The following is a 15,717-nucleotide window of genomic DNA, read 5'->3' on the forward strand; positions in this document are numbered from 1 at the left end:
AGCTTTTTTCGGAGATTTAGAGTAAACTTGCACCAATGAAAGCATTTTATGGTGATTTACGCGTAGGAATCCTCGGAGGCGGCCAGCTAGGTCGTATGCTCATCCAGGAAGCTATAAACTACAACGTCAATATCCGCGTACTTGATCCTGACCCAGAAGCATCCTGCAGATATCTGTGTAATAAGTTCGTGGTTGGTTCCTTAACGGATTATGAGACGGTCTATGAGTTCGGTAAGAACATGGATCTCCTTACGATTGAAATTGAGAAAGTTAACGTGGATGCCCTTCAAAAGCTTGAAGAAGAAGGCGTAGTGGTCTATCCTGAACCACGGGTTATCCGCTTGATTCAAGACAAGGGTCTCCAGAAAGAGTTTTTCAAGCAACATGGAATCCCGTCTGCTCCTTTTCAATTAATTACTTCACGTGCATCTTTGCAGAATGCCTCCATCCCCTTTCCCTTCATCCAGAAGCTTCGGAGAGACGGATATGATGGTAAAGGCGTATTCAAGGTTAAAAGTGAAGCTGATTTTGAAAATGCCTTCAATGAACCCAGCATTATCGAAGAGTGGGTCGATTTTGAAAAGGAAATTGCGGTAATCGTTGCCCGTAATAACAACGGCGAGACTAAGGCTTTTCCTTGCGTAGAAATGGAATTCAATCCGGAGGCTAATCTGGTAGAGTTCTTAATCTCACCAAGCACCCTACCTCTTGAAATACAGCAGCGTGCGGAATTTCTTGCCCTGGAGATCGCAAATGCACTGAAAATTACCGGGCTCCTTGCTGTGGAACTGTTCCTGACAAAGACCGGCACTCTCCTGGTGAATGAGCTGGCGCCGAGGCCACATAATAGCGGTCATCATACCATTGAAGGAAACTACGTCTCTCAGTTTGAGCAACACCTGAGGGCCATTTTCAATCTGCCTTTGGGAGATATCAGACCTGTGAGCAATGCGGTGATGATAAACCTGTTAGGCGAACCCGGCTTCGAAGGACCGGCTGTATACGAAGGTTTGAATGATATTTTGAAGATGGATGGCGTGTATGTGCATCTGTACGGAAAGAAATTCACGAAGCCCTTCAGAAAGATGGGACACGTGACCGTTATTGACGATATACGTGAAAAAGCAATCGAAAAAGCGCGTCTTGTTCAAAGCATAGTGAAAGTAATAGCTTAATATATACATGAAAGTTGGAATAATAATGGGCAGCAAATCGGATCTTCCGGTAATGCAGGATGCCGCGGATGTTTTACAGGTTCTGGGTGCTGAGTTCGAAATTACTGTTGTGTCTGCACACCGCACTCCGGAGAGAATGTTCCAATACGCGAAAACTGCTGCGGAAAGAGGTATCGGTGTAATCATCGCTGGTGCTGGTGGTGCTGCTCACCTGCCAGGAATGGTGGCTTCTATCACACATCTTCCTGTAATCGGGGTTCCTGTAAAATCATCGAATTCTATAGACGGATGGGATTCCATCCTTTCCATCCTACAAATGCCTAATGGTATCCCTGTTGCTACTGTTGCTCTAAACGCAGCAAAGAATGCGGGTATACTGGCTGCCCAGATCCTTGCTACTTCAGATCAGCAGATCACAGAAAAGCTGAAAGCCTATAAGGAAGACCTAAAATTAAAGGTTGAAGAGACAGCAAGAGAGATGGAATTATCTTTTAGTTCCAAAGAGGGTTCTCGGGAAAATTAGCGATGTGAGCAAATCTGGGCCCCAGGTTTGCCACTATTTTTTTCCACAGACCTTCTTCGTTATGGGCACCCATTACAAAGCCGGCTTTGTAATTATCGGTCACTAACCAAGAGTTTTGTTCTAATTCACGATCCAGCTGGCCCGGCTCCCATCCTGAATATCCTACAAAGAATTTTATTTCCTCCTGATCGATCTGCTGAGAATTGATTAACAACATCAGCGCTTCAAAATTTCCACCCCAGTATATCGCTTTTCCAATCTCCTGCCCTCCGCTGATTCTTTCATCGCAGCAATGAATAAAATGCAGAGTGTCTGCTCCCACCGGCCCACCAACATAAATGGGGTAATTGGCTTCCGGACAGTCAGGTAAAACATCCTTTAACAGCAAATTGCTTTTCTGGTTCAGAACATAGCCTATTGTCCCCTCTTCGTTGTGCTCGGCCAGAAGCACTACTGACCTTTTGAAGTTGGGATCAAGCATGAACGGCTCTGAAATCAGCAGACTCCCTTTTGTTGGCTGAGTTTTGTTTAGCATATTCTGTTAACAATGTCACGTGAGTATATGTTTTTACAAGATTAGGAACTAAAAAAACTGTTTGTTAGTACTTAGATTCGCTCAATTACTAACTTTGTATAGTTATGACCTTAGACAAAGAAACCATTCAAAACCTGCGACAGGACTATAAAAGCGCTACCCTTTCAGAGAAAGATGTGGAAACGGATCCAATCATTCAATTCTCGAAATGGTTTACCCAAGCTATGGATTCGCATATATTCGAACCCAATGTGATGACGTTAGCAACATCAACTGCTGATGGTAAACCTTCTGCCCGGATTATGCTGCTGAAAGGTTTTGACGAACGCGGTTTTATTTTCTACACGAATTACCTGAGCAGAAAAGGTCAGGATATCACAAAGAATGCTCAGGCTGCGTTAGTTTTCTTCTGGCAGGAACTCGAAAGACAAGTCCGTATCGAAGGAACTATTGAAAAGCTGAATGAAAAGGAGTCTGAGCTCTATTTTCATTCAAGGCCTAGAAAGAGCCAGATAGGTGCCATTGCATCACCCCAGAGCAGGGAAATAGATAGCAAAGACTTCCTGTTAAATAATCTGGCGATGTTGGAAGAAAAATATAAGGACGGAGCAGAGATCCCGAAACCTCCACACTGGGGAGGTTATATTGTAAAACCATCCTTTATTGAATTCTGGCAGGGAGGATCGGGGCGCCTTCATGACCGCATCGCATACAAACTTTCAGACAACAACTGGAAAATCATCCGCTTAGCTCCTTAACATGACGTTTGAAGAAATCAAAAATTTACTGATAGAGAAATTCGGTGCCGATGTTATCGTTGGAGAAGAGACTACAGGAAGACAGCCTGCTCTGATTATTAAACCAGAGGCAATTGCCGATGTATGCCTGGAACTAAGGGATAATGAAGAAACATGGTTCGATTTCCTGGCTTCATTGAGTGGCGTAGATTATGGAGTGGAGGAAGACATTTTTGGTGTTGTCTACCATCTCGCATCTATACCCTATAAAACCTCACTGACCTTGAAGGTCAGGAAATACCATGATCGCAGTCGGGAGGAGCTCCCTTCCTTTCCTACAGTTTCAGAAGTGTGGAAAACGGCGGATTGGCATGAGCGCGAGGCATATGACTTAGTAGGTATAAGATTCGAGAATCATCCGGATCTGAGGCGAATTCTCTTGCCGGACGACTGGGAAGGATATCCGCTTAGAAAAGATTACAAAGCACAGGAATATTATAACGGGATAAAAGTGGACTAATGGAATCAACACGATATCATAAGCTTCTAGCAGAAGTCGAATCTACCGAGATGGTTCTGAACATGGGTCCTCAGCACCCCTCGACTCACGGAGTTTTGCGCCTGGAGCTAATTACGGATGGTGAGATCGTGAAGGAAGTTATTCCTCACGTGGGCTACCTTCATCGCTGCTTTGAGAAGCATGCCGAAAATCTGACTTATCAGCAAACCATTCCCTTTGTTGACCGCCTGGACTACCTTGCATCAATGAATAGCAGTCATGCCTGGGTAATGGGCGTTGAGAGAATGCTCGGAATAGATGGCGACATCCCAAAACGAATTGAGTATATACGTGTACTTGTTTCAGAATTGAACCGTATTGGCTCACATTTAATTGCACTGGGAACATACGGCATAGACATCGGAGCATTTACTCCGTTTCTGTGGTGTTTCAGAGATCGGGAACATATTATGAACATGCTTGAATGGGCATCAGGTTCCCGAATGCTTTATAACTACATTTGGGTTGGTGGTCTCTTTTACGATCTCCCTGTAGGCTTTGAAGAAAGATGTAAAGAGTTTATTGACTACTTCAAGCCTAAGATGGCTGAATTGAATGAATTATTAACAGGAAATGAAATATTTATTTCCAGAACAGCCAACGTCGGTGTTCTACCATTAACAACAGCAATCAACTATGGCTGCTCAGGACCGATGCTAAGAGGATCTGGACTGAAGTGGGATCTTAGACGGGTTGATGAATACTCTGCATATCCCGAGTTAGAGTTCGACATTCCGGTTGGAAAAGGTGAGATGGGAACTGTCGGAGATTGCTGGGATCGTTTTAAAGTACGTATTGACGAGATCGAGCAGTCTGTACACATCATAAGCCAATGTTTGGACCGTCTGCAAAGCGACTTAAAACGAACTCAGGATTTTGACCCAAGGGCCCGACTACCAAAGAAGATCATACCAAAAGCCCAGGATTTCTATATGCGTGCAGAGAACCCGAAAGGCGAGCTTGGATTTTATTTTGTTACCGACGGGAAATCTGAAATCCCCAAGCGCGTGAAGGCACGCGGTCCAAGTTTCTGCAACTTGTCAGTTATCTCAGAGATCTCCCGCGGAATACTCATTGCCGATTTAATTGCGATCATCGGCTCTGTAGACATTGTTTTAGGCGAGCTAGACAGATAATTAAATAGCCTATAAAACAAAGCAGCCATTTGGAATCCAAACGGCTGCTTTGTTCACTCAAACTAACTCTTATCAATAAACCTTAACCATGTAAATATAGTTGCCTATCTTTTTAATCTGATCACCCCTATTTAACGAAGCGAGGGTATTTTTAGTATTAACAGACACTTTTCTTCCTAAAGAGTCTTTAGGGATAGCATCTATCGCCTCCAGCAAATAAGTAGACTTAATTGCGAACGAGGCGCCATCAGTACGGTCTTGTTTCGCGTTTACTACTCCGACTACATTGCCTTTCGCATCAAGCAATGGTCCTCCACTATTACCGCCGTTTACAGATATATCCACCTGATAAGCGAGGGTGTCACCGTCATAACCGCTTTTAGAACTTAGATATCCGCGGGTGTAGGTGATATCATCTTTTGGATAGCCAAGAGTGTAAACATCAAGCCCCAAATCTGCGCCAGCCCTTTTGAAAACATAGGGCAACGACTTCGGCAACTTAAACGAAGAGTCGGTAACTTTCAAAACAGCGATGTCATACGAAGGATGCACATAGACGATGGTCGTTTTGAAAGATTTCCCATCGTTATCCTCTATATACACAGAGTCGGCATCTTTTACAACGTGATAATTTGTCACAATATAACCTTCAGTATTGAGAGCAAAACCAGTACCTCCGAATAACGATGGAGTGGACGGCTCCTTCGAGGTCGCGTTGATGTTCTGTAATATTTCGTTTTGAGAGCGTTTTACTTTGTTATTTATATCCCGGCTCCACTCTCTCCGAAGTGCGTTATAGTCGGAGCGAATTGACTTTCCTTTATTGAAGTAACCAGTCGAAAACAAGGTGGCAAATACAGCTAAAACAGCTACCGACGCTGCCACCGCGCTACTCATCCGGTATTTCTTCCACAGTGTTCTGACCTTCAATTCGAATGGTATAACATCCTCTTTGACAGCTGCGACGTCGAGTCTGGAATGAATTGCATTCATTTCGGCAATGAGTTTACGATTTTCGCCGTACTCTTTGATTTGCTTCATGAATTGCTCATGCATCACAACCTTTTGGTCCAGATCAGGGTCCGAAGCTCTTAATTGTTCAAAAGCAGCGGCTTCTTCGGCAGACATTTCATCTTGTAAATATGCTTCAATCCGTTCTGTAATATCCATTATCTCACTCTTATTATACTTGAAAGAATAATTTCTTTAAGCGTTGCAGGCATTTATATTTTTGGTTCTTAGCGTTATCAGCATTTGTGTAGCCAAACTTTTCACAGATCTCCTGCATTGATCTGTTGTTTATATAATAATCTTCTATTATCGTTCTACAAGGCTCACCAAGTCTTCCTAGAGATGCCTCCATCAACGAGAATTGCCTATCTTTCTCTTCGTGCCTTTCAATGTCATCGTCTACGGCAATAACATCTTCGAATTCGGTGATATTACCTGCATTCCGACTCTTCTGAGCAAGCCTTTTCAACCACAATCTCCTGCACACTGAATAGATAAAAGTCTTGAGCTTACTATTTAAGACAAAATCTCCCTTCTTTACCTTGTCGTATAAGACAATTACAGATTCCTGGAAAACGTCCTTTGCATCATCATCATTACCATTATTCATCACCACCAACTGGAGGATCATAGGGAAATAAGCTCTATATATTTCTTCCAGTATGCCCTTAGAACCGTTGAGAATTCCGAGTATGACCTCATTATCCGCTGGTTCTGACCTTTTTACCATTCTGCTCACTATTTATACCTTTTTAAGAAATTTGTAACCCAATGATAAGTAAAAATTGAAAGAAAAAAATATTCAGTTCAATGGGTTACTTTTTGGGAGACCTCGTATTAACAGTAAATTGTTTGTAAAAATCATAAAGACATTAAAATGAAAAATCTAGTTAAATTCGGTTTCTTAGCATTGGCTATCACTTTATCAGCATCTGCTTGTAACTCTACTAAAACTGACAGCGGTGCTGATTCAACTCTTGTAGATTCTGCTACTACTGATACTACAATGTTATCTGATACTACTGCTGTTCTTGATTCAACTGTTGCTGTTGATTCAGCTGTAGCTCAATAATTTCCGAGAAACGATTTTTTTTCGTGAATCAAGGTTACCTATTAGAAATACGAGTATTAACAATAAACTATTAAAAAAATAAAATGAAAAATCTATTTAAATTCGGATTCTTAGCTTTAGCTATCACTCTTTCTGCTTCAGCTTGTAACTCATCTAAAACTGAAAACAACACTGCTGATACTATCGATTCAGCTGCTGACGCTAGCATCGATTCAATCGACGCTTCTGCTGACGCTAAAACCGACACTATCGATTCAGCTGCTTCTGCTGCTGTTGATTCAGTTAAACACTAATATTCAAACAACCCCTCCTTTATCGGAGACTTTGTTGAAAACCTGTAGCTTGAATGAGCTACAGGTTTTTTTTTGTCCTGAAGGGTAATCTACAATAGTTTTTCACCATGCTCTATAAAAGATTAACTTTGCCAAAACTTACAAAATGATACTATCTTCACTAAACGCCATTTCTCCTGTCGATGGTCGATACTCAAAATCTACACGTGAACTATCAGCTTATTTTTCTGAAGCTGCACTTATCAAGTTTAGAGTCTATGTTGAAATCGAATATTTTATCGCGTTAGCGTCAATTCCACTCCCGCAGCTTGAGAACTTTCCAAAGGAGAACTTCGAGGCATTGAGATCTATCTATTTAAATTTCAAGGATGAAGATGCACTACGTATAAAGGAGATTGAAAGTGTAACGAACCATGATGTTAAGGCGGTTGAATATTTTATCAAAGAAGTTTTCGATAGTCTGAATCTTCAGGAGTATAAAGAGTTTATTCATTTTGGTCTCACTTCACAGGACATCAACAATACAGCCATTCCCCATTCATTAAGACTGGCTGTTGAGGAGTCCTACTACCCTGCTGTTCTTGAGCTGATCGAAAAATTAAAGGAGCTTGCAGCTGAATGGTCTGACATCCCCATGCTCGCACATACCCATGGCCAACCTGCATCGCCGACGCGCCTCGGGAAAGAAATCTTTGTTTTTGTTGAACGACTTGAAGCTCAAATTGCTCAATTAAAAGCAGTTCCATTCTCAGCAAAATTCGGAGGAGCTACTGGTAACTTCAATGCTCACCATATTGCATATCCATCTATTAACTGGAAGGACTTTGCAAACCAGTTTGTTAATAATCAACTTAAGCTGAATCGCTCCCAATACACTACTCAGATAGAGCACTATGATAACTTTGCCGCGCATTGCGACGCGTTCAAGCGAATCAACAACATTATACTCGATCTTGATCGTGATATGTGGATGTATATCATGATGAACTATTTCGGCCAGAAGATCAAAGCAGGAGAAGTTGGCTCTTCCGCTATGCCACACAAGGTTAACCCAATAGATTTTGAAAATTCAGAAGGTAATCTAGGCATTGCAAATGCGTTATTTGAACACCTGGCGGCGAAACTTCCGATATCGAGACTACAACGGGATCTTACGGATTCAACTGTACTGAGAAACGTTGGAGTTCCAATAGCACATTCTTTGATCGCAATTAAGTCGACCCTGAAAGGACTTGGAAAGCTGCTTCTTAACCGAGAGACAATAGAGAGGCATCTCAATGAAAACTGGGCAGTAGCTGCAGAGGCAATTCAAACAATCCTAAGGAGAGAAGGCTATCCTAATCCTTACGAAGCATTGAAAGAATTAACCCGGACAAACGAAAGAGTAAGTGCATCCACCATTTCAGCATTCGTATCTACGCTAAACGTTTCTGAAGAAGTGAAAGAAGAAATACGACAAATCAGTCCTCTTACCTATGTAGGTGTTTAATCCACGAAAGATGCTTTGGTGGGTCATCTACACGTAAAAAGCTACGCAAGAGAAAGTGCAGGCTGATTATTTTGATAATTTTGTATAAAACTACATCTCATGGCTATTAACATAACCGTATATACCGAGTCTACTCCCAATCCTGCAACTATGAAGTTTCTGGTGAACAAACTTCTGCTTAATGGAAGTGTAGACTACCCTACCAGGGAAAGTGCAGAAACGTCCCCTTTTGCTAAAGAACTATACAAGTTTAACTTCGTGAACGGTGTCTTCTTTGCAAGCAACTTCGTTACCATCACCAAAACTGAAGACGCTGAATGGGCTGACATAGAACCTATTCTAAAAGAATTTGTAAAAGGTGCGACAGAAGCAGAATTGCGCGTCAAAGAGGTTGTTACCGATGAAAATACGGCATTCGAAGGAACTGAAACGGAAATAAAAATCCAGCAGATACTTCATGACTACGTTCGCCCGGCTGTAGAACAGGACGGTGGCGCGATAAGCTACAGGTCTTTTGAAGATGGCGTAGTGACTGTGGAACTAAGAGGATCATGCAGCGGTTGTCCGTCTTCAACTTTCACCCTCAAGGCAGGTATAGAAAGCTTACTGAAAAGAATGGTACCAGAGGTGACAGAGGTCGTATCAGAAGCGTTGTAACATATTGAGGATTGGTCATATGACAGCATATGACCAATCTCCTTTTCTTAAATAAAAAGCCCCTTAGTGATTATTAAGGGGCTTTTTTGTTAATCTCGTTCTTACAAGATTATAAGGCGTATGATGATATAAGTTGAAACTGATTCGGCTAGTCGTTAAAATATTTACTGATAACCCTGTGAAGTTCCGGAGCTATAAAAGGATTACCCGCTATTAACTCTCTCGATTCGAATACCTCCTTCGTACCGGAGAAATTGGTCACTCGCCCGCCTGCCTCGCGCACGAGGATTACACCGGCCGCAATATCATATGAATTGAGATTGTATTCAAAGAAACCGTCGAACCTTCCACAAGCTACATAAGCCATATCCACAGCAGCAGACCCTATACGCCTGATACCGTGACTTACCTGAGTAAGTTCTCTGAACACGTTGATATATTTTTCCAGCTTTTCGAAATTGTAGTATGGAAAGCCCGTAGCGAGCAAGGAGCTGGAGAACGTTTCGTTTTTCGTAACGGAGATCTTCTTTCCATTCAAAAAAGCACCACCTTCTTTCCATGCGTAAAAGCACTCATCCCGGTTAATTTCATATACCACACCTACGACAACCTCGTCATTCTGCTGAAGTGCTATACTGATGGAGAACGCAGGAATCCCGTGGATAAAGTTCGTCGTTCCGTCCAACGGATCTACAATCCAATTAAATTCCTCCCCTACCTTATTGATCGTCTGCTCCTCTGTTACAAAACCGGCTGATGGAAGAAACTGCGACAAGCCTGCTACAATCCTTTCTTCGGCACCTTTGTCTACATACGACACCATGTCGTTGAGACCCTTGTATTCAATACTAGCCGCGTCAAAGCGAGAAGCTTCTTCCCGGATAAACTCGCCTACTGATTTTGCGAGCTCTATTACCTGAATCGTTAATTGTTCTAAATTCATGAAGCTTGAACGTTATCCTTTCTATAATTATTTATTGACCAGATGATGCCCGCCACACCGGCTAATATCATGATCGTAGATATCAGTTCTGCCTGAGTAAAGCTCAAACCTCCAACATGGTACTTTGAATTGACACGGATCAGCTCAATGACAAATCGCTCAACACCGGCAAGAATCAGATACAATGAAAACATCATTCCCGCAGGTTTGATCCGCGTTCTTAAAGACCAAAGCAACGCAAACAACAATAATCCGGCGAGGAATTCATATAAAGATGTTGGATAAACAGCTGCAGGAAGCTCATGACAATATCTGCCTACACAACCCGGGATCGGCACACCCTCGTTGATCACGTTATGAGGAAATTTAAATGACCATACCCAGTCAGGTGCCCAACTAAGCCATCCCGGCTTCGCAGCATAGTTCTCAATACCCCAGTCACCGTCTCCGGACATGTGACATCCCATACGACCTACTGCGTACGCCAGCATCATACCCGGTCCGCCAACATCCAGCATATGAACCGGCTTAATCCCTCTTTTATTAGCCAGATAGAGAACAGCTGCACCACCACAGATCAAACCACCGTAAAACGTAAGTCCGCTGAAGGCGATAAGTCCACCTATCGGATCCCTCATAAACTCATCGAAGTATTCGAGATTGTGAAAAATCTTAGCACCCAGAAATCCCCAGATGGCAGCCCAGACAATAAGCGTGCTCATATACTGATAAGGATGCACCACTTCTTCAACAACACGTGGCTTTGGAAGCTGTACTTTCTTTCTGTCGTTGAAAGCCATAAATGCAAAAGCCAGACCCACGATGATACCACCAAAGAAGTTGCCCCTGCCCGAGAGGATAAAACTCTGCGGGTCATTCACAAAAGCGCTATAGTTAAAAATTGCATCAACGATCTTATAACCCAGAAGAAAACCAAACAAGCCATTTAAGACCATCTCTGATGTGGTCGCCGGCTCGCCGATAGTGACCTTCCTCCTGAACGGATGTACCAATCCCAGCATCTCTTTCCGCTTCAGTTCCTCATTGAAAGCCCAGTAACCAGCCACAAAGGCAAGCGCTACAAAAAAGCCAAACGTTTGAATCGGAAGAGGAATATTCAGTCCGGTTAGGTACTCTATCAGATGCGAGAGGTTAGGAAACATGTTCTATTATGAAGTAAAATAATGATAAAATTAGTGTGTCAGGACCTCAGCTTCAGGTTCTGCAATCTCCACATCCCCGTCCTCGGCTATTGATGTCAACTGTACAAGCCGGGTTTCATTAACCAGCAAGGGGTCAAATTTAACCTTTACCTTGACATAATTGGATGTAAAACCATGCATATAGCCGTCTTTTTCGTCTGCCTCAAACAAAACCTCCTGACTGCTGCCCAGTTGACTTGAGTAGAATGCTCTCCGCTTCTTATCAGATAAGATATGAAGCATCTTACTTCTGTCAGCCCTTTGAGAACCCGGTACGCTGTCTGGCATATCCGCTGCCGGAGTATTCTCGCGTTCCGAATAAGTAAACACGTGTAGGTAAGATATCTCAAGACCGTTGATGAAATTGTAAGTGTCGATAAAGTCTTCCCTGGTCTCACCCGGGAATCCAACTATCACGTCAACGCCAATACAGCAGTGCGGGATAATCGCCTTAATTGCAGCAACCTTCTCCTGGTAAAGCTCACGCTTATACCGCCTTCTCATAAGACCTAAAATCTTGTTGCTACCCGATTGCAGAGGAATATGAAAATGAGGCACAAAACGCTTGGATGTTGCTACAAAGCGGATGATTTCCTCAGTCAGCAGATTGGGCTCAATAGAAGAAATACGGATTCTTTCTATGCCTTCTACCTCATCCAAAGCCTTAACCAGATCGAAGAACCGGTCTTCTCTCGATCCGCCGCGGATACCGAAATCACCTATATTTACACCTGTCAAAACAATTTCCTTTACCCCTGATGCGGCAATATCTACAGCCTGAGCCACCACATTTTCGATGGTATCGCTCCTGCTGGAACCTCTCGCCAGAGGGATGGTACAAAAAGTACATGAATAATCGCAGCCGTCCTGAACCTTCAAAAACGTGCGGGTACGGTCTCCATAGGAAAATGCGGGAACAAACTGATTCGCCTCAGCTATCGGCTGATTGTGAACCATCGCCTTCGGCTGCTTCGTCAGGTCCGTTAGAAATTCAACAATGCGAAATTTCTCTGCCGCACCAAGAACCAGGTCAACGCCAGGTATCTCAGAAATCTCTTTTGGCTTAAGCTGCGCATAACAGCCTACAATGACAATGTATGCATTAGGCGACTGCTTTAGCGCCTCCTTTACAACCTTCCGACACTTTTTATCTGCATTGTCGGTAACTGAACATGTATTTATGAGGAATACGTCCGGGGCGTCTGTAAAACCAACCGTCTGAAATCCCGCTTCACTGAATAACCTCCCTATCGTTGAAGTTTCAGAATAATTTAGTTTACAACCTAGTGTGTAAAATGCAACTTTTCTGCTCATAATCAAGGGGCAAAGATAGTTATTTTTAGTATTTACTCGCCCCATCGGAAAGAAGAAACTTCCAGATCTGCCAGGTCAAGTACTCTGTCAACAACCGTCGCAGCCAGCTCCTCAAATGAAGCCGGAAGACTATAAAAAGAAGGACTGGCGGGACATACTATAGCGCCGGCTTCCGTTACTGTCTTCATATTCTGTATATGAATCAGGCTCAGAGGTGTATCGCGGGCCACCAGAATAAGTTTCCTTCGTTCTTTCAGGATAACATCGGCTGCTCTGGTAGTTAAATCGTTCGATATTCCGGAAGCTATACGTGCAAGGGTGCCCATAGAACATGGGCAGATAATCATCGTGTCATACTTAGCCGAACCAGACGCAAAAGGTGCATTGAAATCGGTCTTAGAATATACTTTGAAGGGGTAATTACGGAAGTCTTCATTTTTCAATTCATATTCCCACACCTGAAGAGCGTTGTCTGACATGATCAGACCCACCTCCAGATGCTCATGCTGTAAGCCAACCAGCTTGTCGAGTAATACTTTCGCATAAATTGCACCACTGGCCCCGGTAATCGCTACTACAACTTTTCTTCTTTTCATTTCTACTCAACAAATTAGTGCTACTCTGGTTGTAAATAAAAAAGGGTCGAATACAAGTATTCGACCCTACATCTACCTATGAAAAACATGCCCTTTGAGAGGGCATACAAATATAGCTATAAGCGCCACATTCGCAAAATATTTAACAGCTTTTACACTGAAACTTCACTTTGGAGACAACTGACTGAGAGAAAATTAATTTAAAATTAAAAACAACTAAAACATTTGACTATTAAGGAATGTTTATCGGGGTTAAGCCAAACATCTAACTAAAAGGAGTCCATCACTCAAAAAGACTGAACTGGGTTTGATAAACCGGCACGATCTCTTTCAACTCTGAACAGACCTCCGACTTCCCGATATGAAAGATAGCCGACTCATTAAACCGGGAGGCTACCACCACCTCGGTATCGCCTGCGTGAGCCTGGAAAAGACGGTGCACCAGATCCGGACAGTTGTTGTCCTTAGACAAATGCGACAGCAAAACGTGACTGAGCGACGCCGAGCGGTGTCCAATAAAAAGTTCCAGAGCCTCATTGTTAGACAGGTGCCCCCTACCGCTCCTGATCCTTTTTTTAAGATAATACGGGTACCTACCTTTCTCCAGCATCTCCACATCGTAGTTTGCCTCAAGAAAAACAGCATCACACATATTAAAATATTTCACAACCTGTTCACACACCCGACCGATATCGGTCATCACCCCTATCGTGGTTATACCAGCCTTAATTACAAAGCTATGCGGATCGCAGGCATCATGATATTTCGGAAACGAAGTTATTTCCAGCTCCGCTACCATAACCGGTGTATGCGCTTCATACTTTCTGGTTAGTTCCCGCTCAACGTTCACACAGCAATTATAGATCATCGTCTGATTCAGATATACCGGAATCTGGTACTTTCGGGCAAGGACAGCGATGCCCTTAATATGATCGGTGTGCTCATGCGAAACAAAAATGGCTTTTATCGAATGAAGCGAAAGACCAAGACGGGCCATACGGATCTCCGTTTCTTTACAAGAGATACCTACGTCGATAAGAATTCCCCCCGCCTCAGTGCCAATATAATAGCAATTGCCATTACTGCCGGAGTTGAGAGATGCTATGGATACTGACATGCTGCGATTTGCGGTAAAAATACTAAAAGTTTTAGGCAAATGCAGCCTTAATAACTCATTTCAATGATTTTCTCCACGTCAGCCGGGGCAAGCTTCTTGTGCTCACCTAAACCCGTCCAACCACGCGCAGAAAATCGCTTTGCAATCAGCTCTGCAGTTCCTTCAAATGCATCCGTATAATCAGACAACTTCGTTTGGATATCCATCGACTGAAAGAACTCCTCAGTCTTTTCGATCGCCGCTGTTGCCTTATCCTCCAGCGTCCCCTGGCTCAGGCCCCATACCCGCTCAGCATACTGCGCAAGCTTCTCCTTCTTCGCATCAAAGTTATACCGGTAGTGGCTGGGAGCAACAATAGCCAGAGTCCTCGCGTGGTCAATTCCATAGAGAGCAGTCAGCTCATGCCCCATCGAATGAACAGCCCAGTCTGTCGGAACACCCTTCTGAATCAACCCATTAAGAGCCATCGTGCAGCACCACATAAAATTAGAAGCCGCTTCATAATCGGCAGGGTTCTCGATAACGCGAGGACCAACGTCCACCAGCGTTTGCATAATGCTCTCTGCAAACCTGTCCTGCAGGTATGCCCCGGCCGGATAAGTCATATACTGCTCCAGCACATGCGTGTAGGCGTCAGTAATCCCATTTACAATCTGCCGTTTCGGGAGTGAGCTCACTACCTGTGGATCCAGGACAGAGAACTCAGGGAATAATCCCGGGCCGCCCATTCCGAGCTTCTCCTGTGTCTCAGCACGCGTGATAACCGCCCCAGAATTCATCTCAGAGCCCGTTGCTGGAATGGTCAGAACTGTTCCAAACGGCATACCCTTTACCGTACGGATTCCTTTGGTTAAAATATCCCATGGGCTATCACCATCATACAGGGCGGCAGATGACAGGAATTTGGTTCCATCAATAACCGAACCTCCGCCAACAGCAAGCAAGTAATTAATCCCCTGCTCTTTGATGACCTTAAGAGCCTGGAGTAAAATATCATATTCCGGATTGGCCGGAATACCGCCAAATTCAATCAATTGGCGTCCCTTCAGCGCATCTTTAACCTGTTCATAGATACCATTCGTCTTTATGCTTCCACCGCCATAAAGCATCAGTATTTTTGCTTCAGCAGGAATCTCAGTTGCAACTTCCGCTATCTTTCCCTTTCCAAAAATGATCTTCGTTGGGTTTTTAAATTCAAAATCTCGCATCTTATATACACATTAACCGCGGCAAACCGCCCCGGTTTATCAATGGTAAGATATAATACTCCATTTTCCAACTCATCGAAAAACGTTTTACATTCTACTTACTTTTTCGACTCGCTCAACCCTCTTCATATCGTCAGGCCCTCCCCTTCG

The 15,717-nt window shown here is 43.4% G+C and carries 18 protein-coding genes; 9 read left to right on the plus strand and 9 right to left on the minus strand.

The genetic code is table 11. The features are described 5' to 3' along the window. Positions 1–35: 35 nt before the first annotated feature. Both ACO1NU_RS07655 and purE read left to right on the plus strand, forming a co-directional pair. The gene (locus ACO1NU_RS07655; RefSeq protein WP_448817887.1) at positions 36–1,175 is read left to right on the plus strand and encodes a 5-(carboxyamino)imidazole ribonucleotide synthase; all 1,140 of its coding nucleotides are present in this window, start codon (positions 36–38) and stop codon (positions 1,173–1,175) included. 7 nt (positions 1,176–1,182) lie between these two features. Continuing rightward, the gene (gene purE / locus ACO1NU_RS07660; protein WP_448817888.1) at positions 1,183–1,698 is read left to right on the plus strand and encodes a 5-(carboxyamino)imidazole ribonucleotide mutase; all 516 of its coding nucleotides are present in this window, start codon (positions 1,183–1,185) and stop codon (positions 1,696–1,698) included. Here purE and ACO1NU_RS07665 read toward each other — a convergent pair. Then, positions 1,667–2,233, minus strand: coding sequence for a YqgE/AlgH family protein (locus ACO1NU_RS07665; RefSeq protein WP_448817889.1), 567 nt, complete (start codon positions 2,231–2,233; stop codon positions 1,667–1,669). The two genes, purE and ACO1NU_RS07665, sit on opposite strands and share 32 nt — an antisense overlap. Positions 2,234–2,337: 104 nt before the next feature. On the opposite strand from ACO1NU_RS07665, the gene pdxH reads away from it, so the two are divergent. From pdxH to ACO1NU_RS07680, 3 genes are read left to right on the plus strand one after another with little or no spacing between them, the layout of a single operon-like run. Continuing rightward, positions 2,338–2,991 carry a pyridoxamine 5'-phosphate oxidase gene (gene pdxH, locus ACO1NU_RS07670; RefSeq protein ID WP_448817890.1) on the plus strand — a complete coding sequence of 218 codons (654 nt, stop codon included), beginning with the start codon at positions 2,338–2,340 and terminating at the stop codon, positions 2,989–2,991. A gap of 1 nt (position 2,992) precedes the next feature. Next, a complete protein-coding gene (locus tag ACO1NU_RS07675; RefSeq protein WP_448817891.1) occupies positions 2,993–3,490 on the plus strand; it encodes an NADH-quinone oxidoreductase subunit C in 498 nt (165 codons plus the stop codon). Then, a complete protein-coding gene (locus ACO1NU_RS07680; protein WP_448817892.1) occupies positions 3,490–4,665 on the plus strand; it encodes an NADH-quinone oxidoreductase subunit D in 1,176 nt (391 codons plus the stop codon). Before ACO1NU_RS07675 ends, ACO1NU_RS07680 begins: the two co-directional genes overlap by 1 nt. A 72-nt stretch (positions 4,666–4,737) precedes the next feature. Here ACO1NU_RS07680 and ACO1NU_RS07685 read toward each other — a convergent pair whose 3' ends face one another. Beyond that, positions 4,738–5,835 carry a S1C family serine protease gene (locus ACO1NU_RS07685; RefSeq protein ID WP_448817893.1) on the minus strand — a complete coding sequence of 366 codons (1,098 nt, stop codon included), beginning with the start codon at positions 5,833–5,835 and terminating at the stop codon, positions 4,738–4,740. A 13-nt stretch (positions 5,836–5,848) separates the two neighbouring features. Further along, a complete protein-coding gene (locus ACO1NU_RS07690) occupies positions 5,849–6,406 on the minus strand; it encodes an RNA polymerase sigma factor (protein WP_448817894.1) in 558 nt (185 codons plus the stop codon). 147 nt (positions 6,407–6,553) lie between these two features. On the opposite strand from ACO1NU_RS07690, the gene ACO1NU_RS07695 reads away from it, so the two are divergent. From ACO1NU_RS07695 to ACO1NU_RS07710, 4 genes are all read left to right on the plus strand, one after another. Then, the gene (locus ACO1NU_RS07695) at positions 6,554–6,748 is read left to right on the plus strand and encodes a hypothetical protein (RefSeq protein WP_448817895.1); all 195 of its coding nucleotides are present in this window, start codon (positions 6,554–6,556) and stop codon (positions 6,746–6,748) included. Between the two features lie 83 nt (positions 6,749–6,831). Beyond that, positions 6,832–7,041: a hypothetical protein gene (locus ACO1NU_RS07700; protein WP_448817896.1), complete on the plus strand. Its 210-nt coding sequence runs from the start codon at positions 6,832–6,834 to the stop codon at positions 7,039–7,041. 145 nt (positions 7,042–7,186) lie between these two features. Beyond that, positions 7,187–8,530: an adenylosuccinate lyase gene (gene purB, locus ACO1NU_RS07705; RefSeq protein WP_448817897.1), complete on the plus strand. Its 1,344-nt coding sequence runs from the start codon at positions 7,187–7,189 to the stop codon at positions 8,528–8,530. Between the two features lie 105 nt (positions 8,531–8,635). Beyond that, positions 8,636–9,187, plus strand: a complete 552-nt coding sequence (locus ACO1NU_RS07710) for a NifU family protein (protein WP_448817936.1) — start codon at positions 8,636–8,638, stop codon at positions 9,185–9,187. A 148-nt stretch (positions 9,188–9,335) separates the two neighbouring features. Here ACO1NU_RS07710 and ACO1NU_RS07715 read toward each other — a convergent pair whose 3' ends face one another. The 6 genes from ACO1NU_RS07715 to ACO1NU_RS07740 form a co-directional block, all read right to left on the minus strand. Continuing rightward, positions 9,336–10,130 (minus strand): inositol monophosphatase family protein, encoded by a 795-nt coding sequence (locus tag ACO1NU_RS07715; RefSeq protein WP_448817898.1) that lies wholly within the window; start codon positions 10,128–10,130, stop codon positions 9,336–9,338. Continuing rightward, positions 10,127–11,293, minus strand: a complete 1,167-nt coding sequence (locus ACO1NU_RS07720; RefSeq protein ID WP_448817899.1) for a prolipoprotein diacylglyceryl transferase — start codon at positions 11,291–11,293, stop codon at positions 10,127–10,129. The genes ACO1NU_RS07715 and ACO1NU_RS07720 overlap by 4 nt, the downstream gene beginning before the upstream one ends. Positions 11,294–11,323: 30 nt before the next feature. Further along, complete coding sequence (gene mtaB / locus ACO1NU_RS07725) at positions 11,324–12,646, minus strand: tRNA (N(6)-L-threonylcarbamoyladenosine(37)-C(2))-methylthiotransferase MtaB (RefSeq protein WP_448817900.1); 1,323 nt, start codon at positions 12,644–12,646, stop codon at positions 11,324–11,326. Between the two features lie 32 nt (positions 12,647–12,678). After that, a complete protein-coding gene (locus ACO1NU_RS07730; protein WP_448817901.1) occupies positions 12,679–13,242 on the minus strand; it encodes a UbiX family flavin prenyltransferase in 564 nt (187 codons plus the stop codon). Positions 13,243–13,525: 283 nt separating this feature from the next. Continuing rightward, positions 13,526–14,359: an MBL fold metallo-hydrolase gene (locus tag ACO1NU_RS07735; RefSeq protein ID WP_448817902.1), complete on the minus strand. Its 834-nt coding sequence runs from the start codon at positions 14,357–14,359 to the stop codon at positions 13,526–13,528. A gap of 47 nt (positions 14,360–14,406) precedes the next feature. After that, a complete protein-coding gene (locus ACO1NU_RS07740; protein ID WP_448817903.1) occupies positions 14,407–15,567 on the minus strand; it encodes an iron-containing alcohol dehydrogenase in 1,161 nt (386 codons plus the stop codon). Positions 15,568–15,717 lie beyond the last annotated feature (150 nt).

The organism is Arcticibacter sp. (assembly GCF_053551015.1).

Excerpts from the sequence above, each read along its gene's own strand:
- ACO1NU_RS07655 (WP_448817887.1), top strand. The coding sequence starts at position 36 with ATGAAAGCATTTTATGGTGATTTACGCGTAGGAATCCTCGGAGGCGGC.
- purE (WP_448817888.1), top strand. The coding sequence starts at position 1,183 with ATGAAAGTTGGAATAATAATGGGCAGCAAATCGGATCTTCCGGTAATG.
- ACO1NU_RS07665 (WP_448817889.1), bottom strand. The coding sequence starts at position 2,233 with ATGCTAAACAAAACTCAGCCAACAAAAGGGAGTCTGCTGATTTCAGAG.
- pdxH (WP_448817890.1), top strand. The coding sequence starts at position 2,338 with ATGACCTTAGACAAAGAAACCATTCAAAACCTGCGACAGGACTATAAA.
- ACO1NU_RS07675 (WP_448817891.1), top strand. The coding sequence starts at position 2,993 with ATGACGTTTGAAGAAATCAAAAATTTACTGATAGAGAAATTCGGTGCC.
- ACO1NU_RS07680 (WP_448817892.1), top strand. The coding sequence starts at position 3,490 with ATGGAATCAACACGATATCATAAGCTTCTAGCAGAAGTCGAATCTACC.
- ACO1NU_RS07685 (WP_448817893.1), bottom strand. The coding sequence starts at position 5,835 with ATGGATATTACAGAACGGATTGAAGCATATTTACAAGATGAAATGTCT.
- ACO1NU_RS07690 (WP_448817894.1), bottom strand. The coding sequence starts at position 6,406 with ATGGTAAAAAGGTCAGAACCAGCGGATAATGAGGTCATACTCGGAATT.
- ACO1NU_RS07695 (WP_448817895.1), top strand. The coding sequence starts at position 6,554 with ATGAAAAATCTAGTTAAATTCGGTTTCTTAGCATTGGCTATCACTTTA.
- ACO1NU_RS07700 (WP_448817896.1), top strand. The coding sequence starts at position 6,832 with ATGAAAAATCTATTTAAATTCGGATTCTTAGCTTTAGCTATCACTCTT.
- purB (WP_448817897.1), top strand. The coding sequence starts at position 7,187 with ATGATACTATCTTCACTAAACGCCATTTCTCCTGTCGATGGTCGATAC.
- ACO1NU_RS07715 (WP_448817898.1), bottom strand. The coding sequence starts at position 10,130 with ATGAATTTAGAACAATTAACGATTCAGGTAATAGAGCTCGCAAAATCA.
- ACO1NU_RS07720 (WP_448817899.1), bottom strand. The coding sequence starts at position 11,293 with ATGTTTCCTAACCTCTCGCATCTGATAGAGTACCTAACCGGACTGAAT.
- mtaB (WP_448817900.1), bottom strand. The coding sequence starts at position 12,646 with ATGAGCAGAAAAGTTGCATTTTACACACTAGGTTGTAAACTAAATTAT.
- ACO1NU_RS07730 (WP_448817901.1), bottom strand. The coding sequence starts at position 13,242 with ATGAAAAGAAGAAAAGTTGTAGTAGCGATTACCGGGGCCAGTGGTGCA.
- ACO1NU_RS07735 (WP_448817902.1), bottom strand. The coding sequence starts at position 14,359 with ATGTCAGTATCCATAGCATCTCTCAACTCCGGCAGTAATGGCAATTGC.
- ACO1NU_RS07740 (WP_448817903.1), bottom strand. The coding sequence starts at position 15,567 with ATGCGAGATTTTGAATTTAAAAACCCAACGAAGATCATTTTTGGAAAG.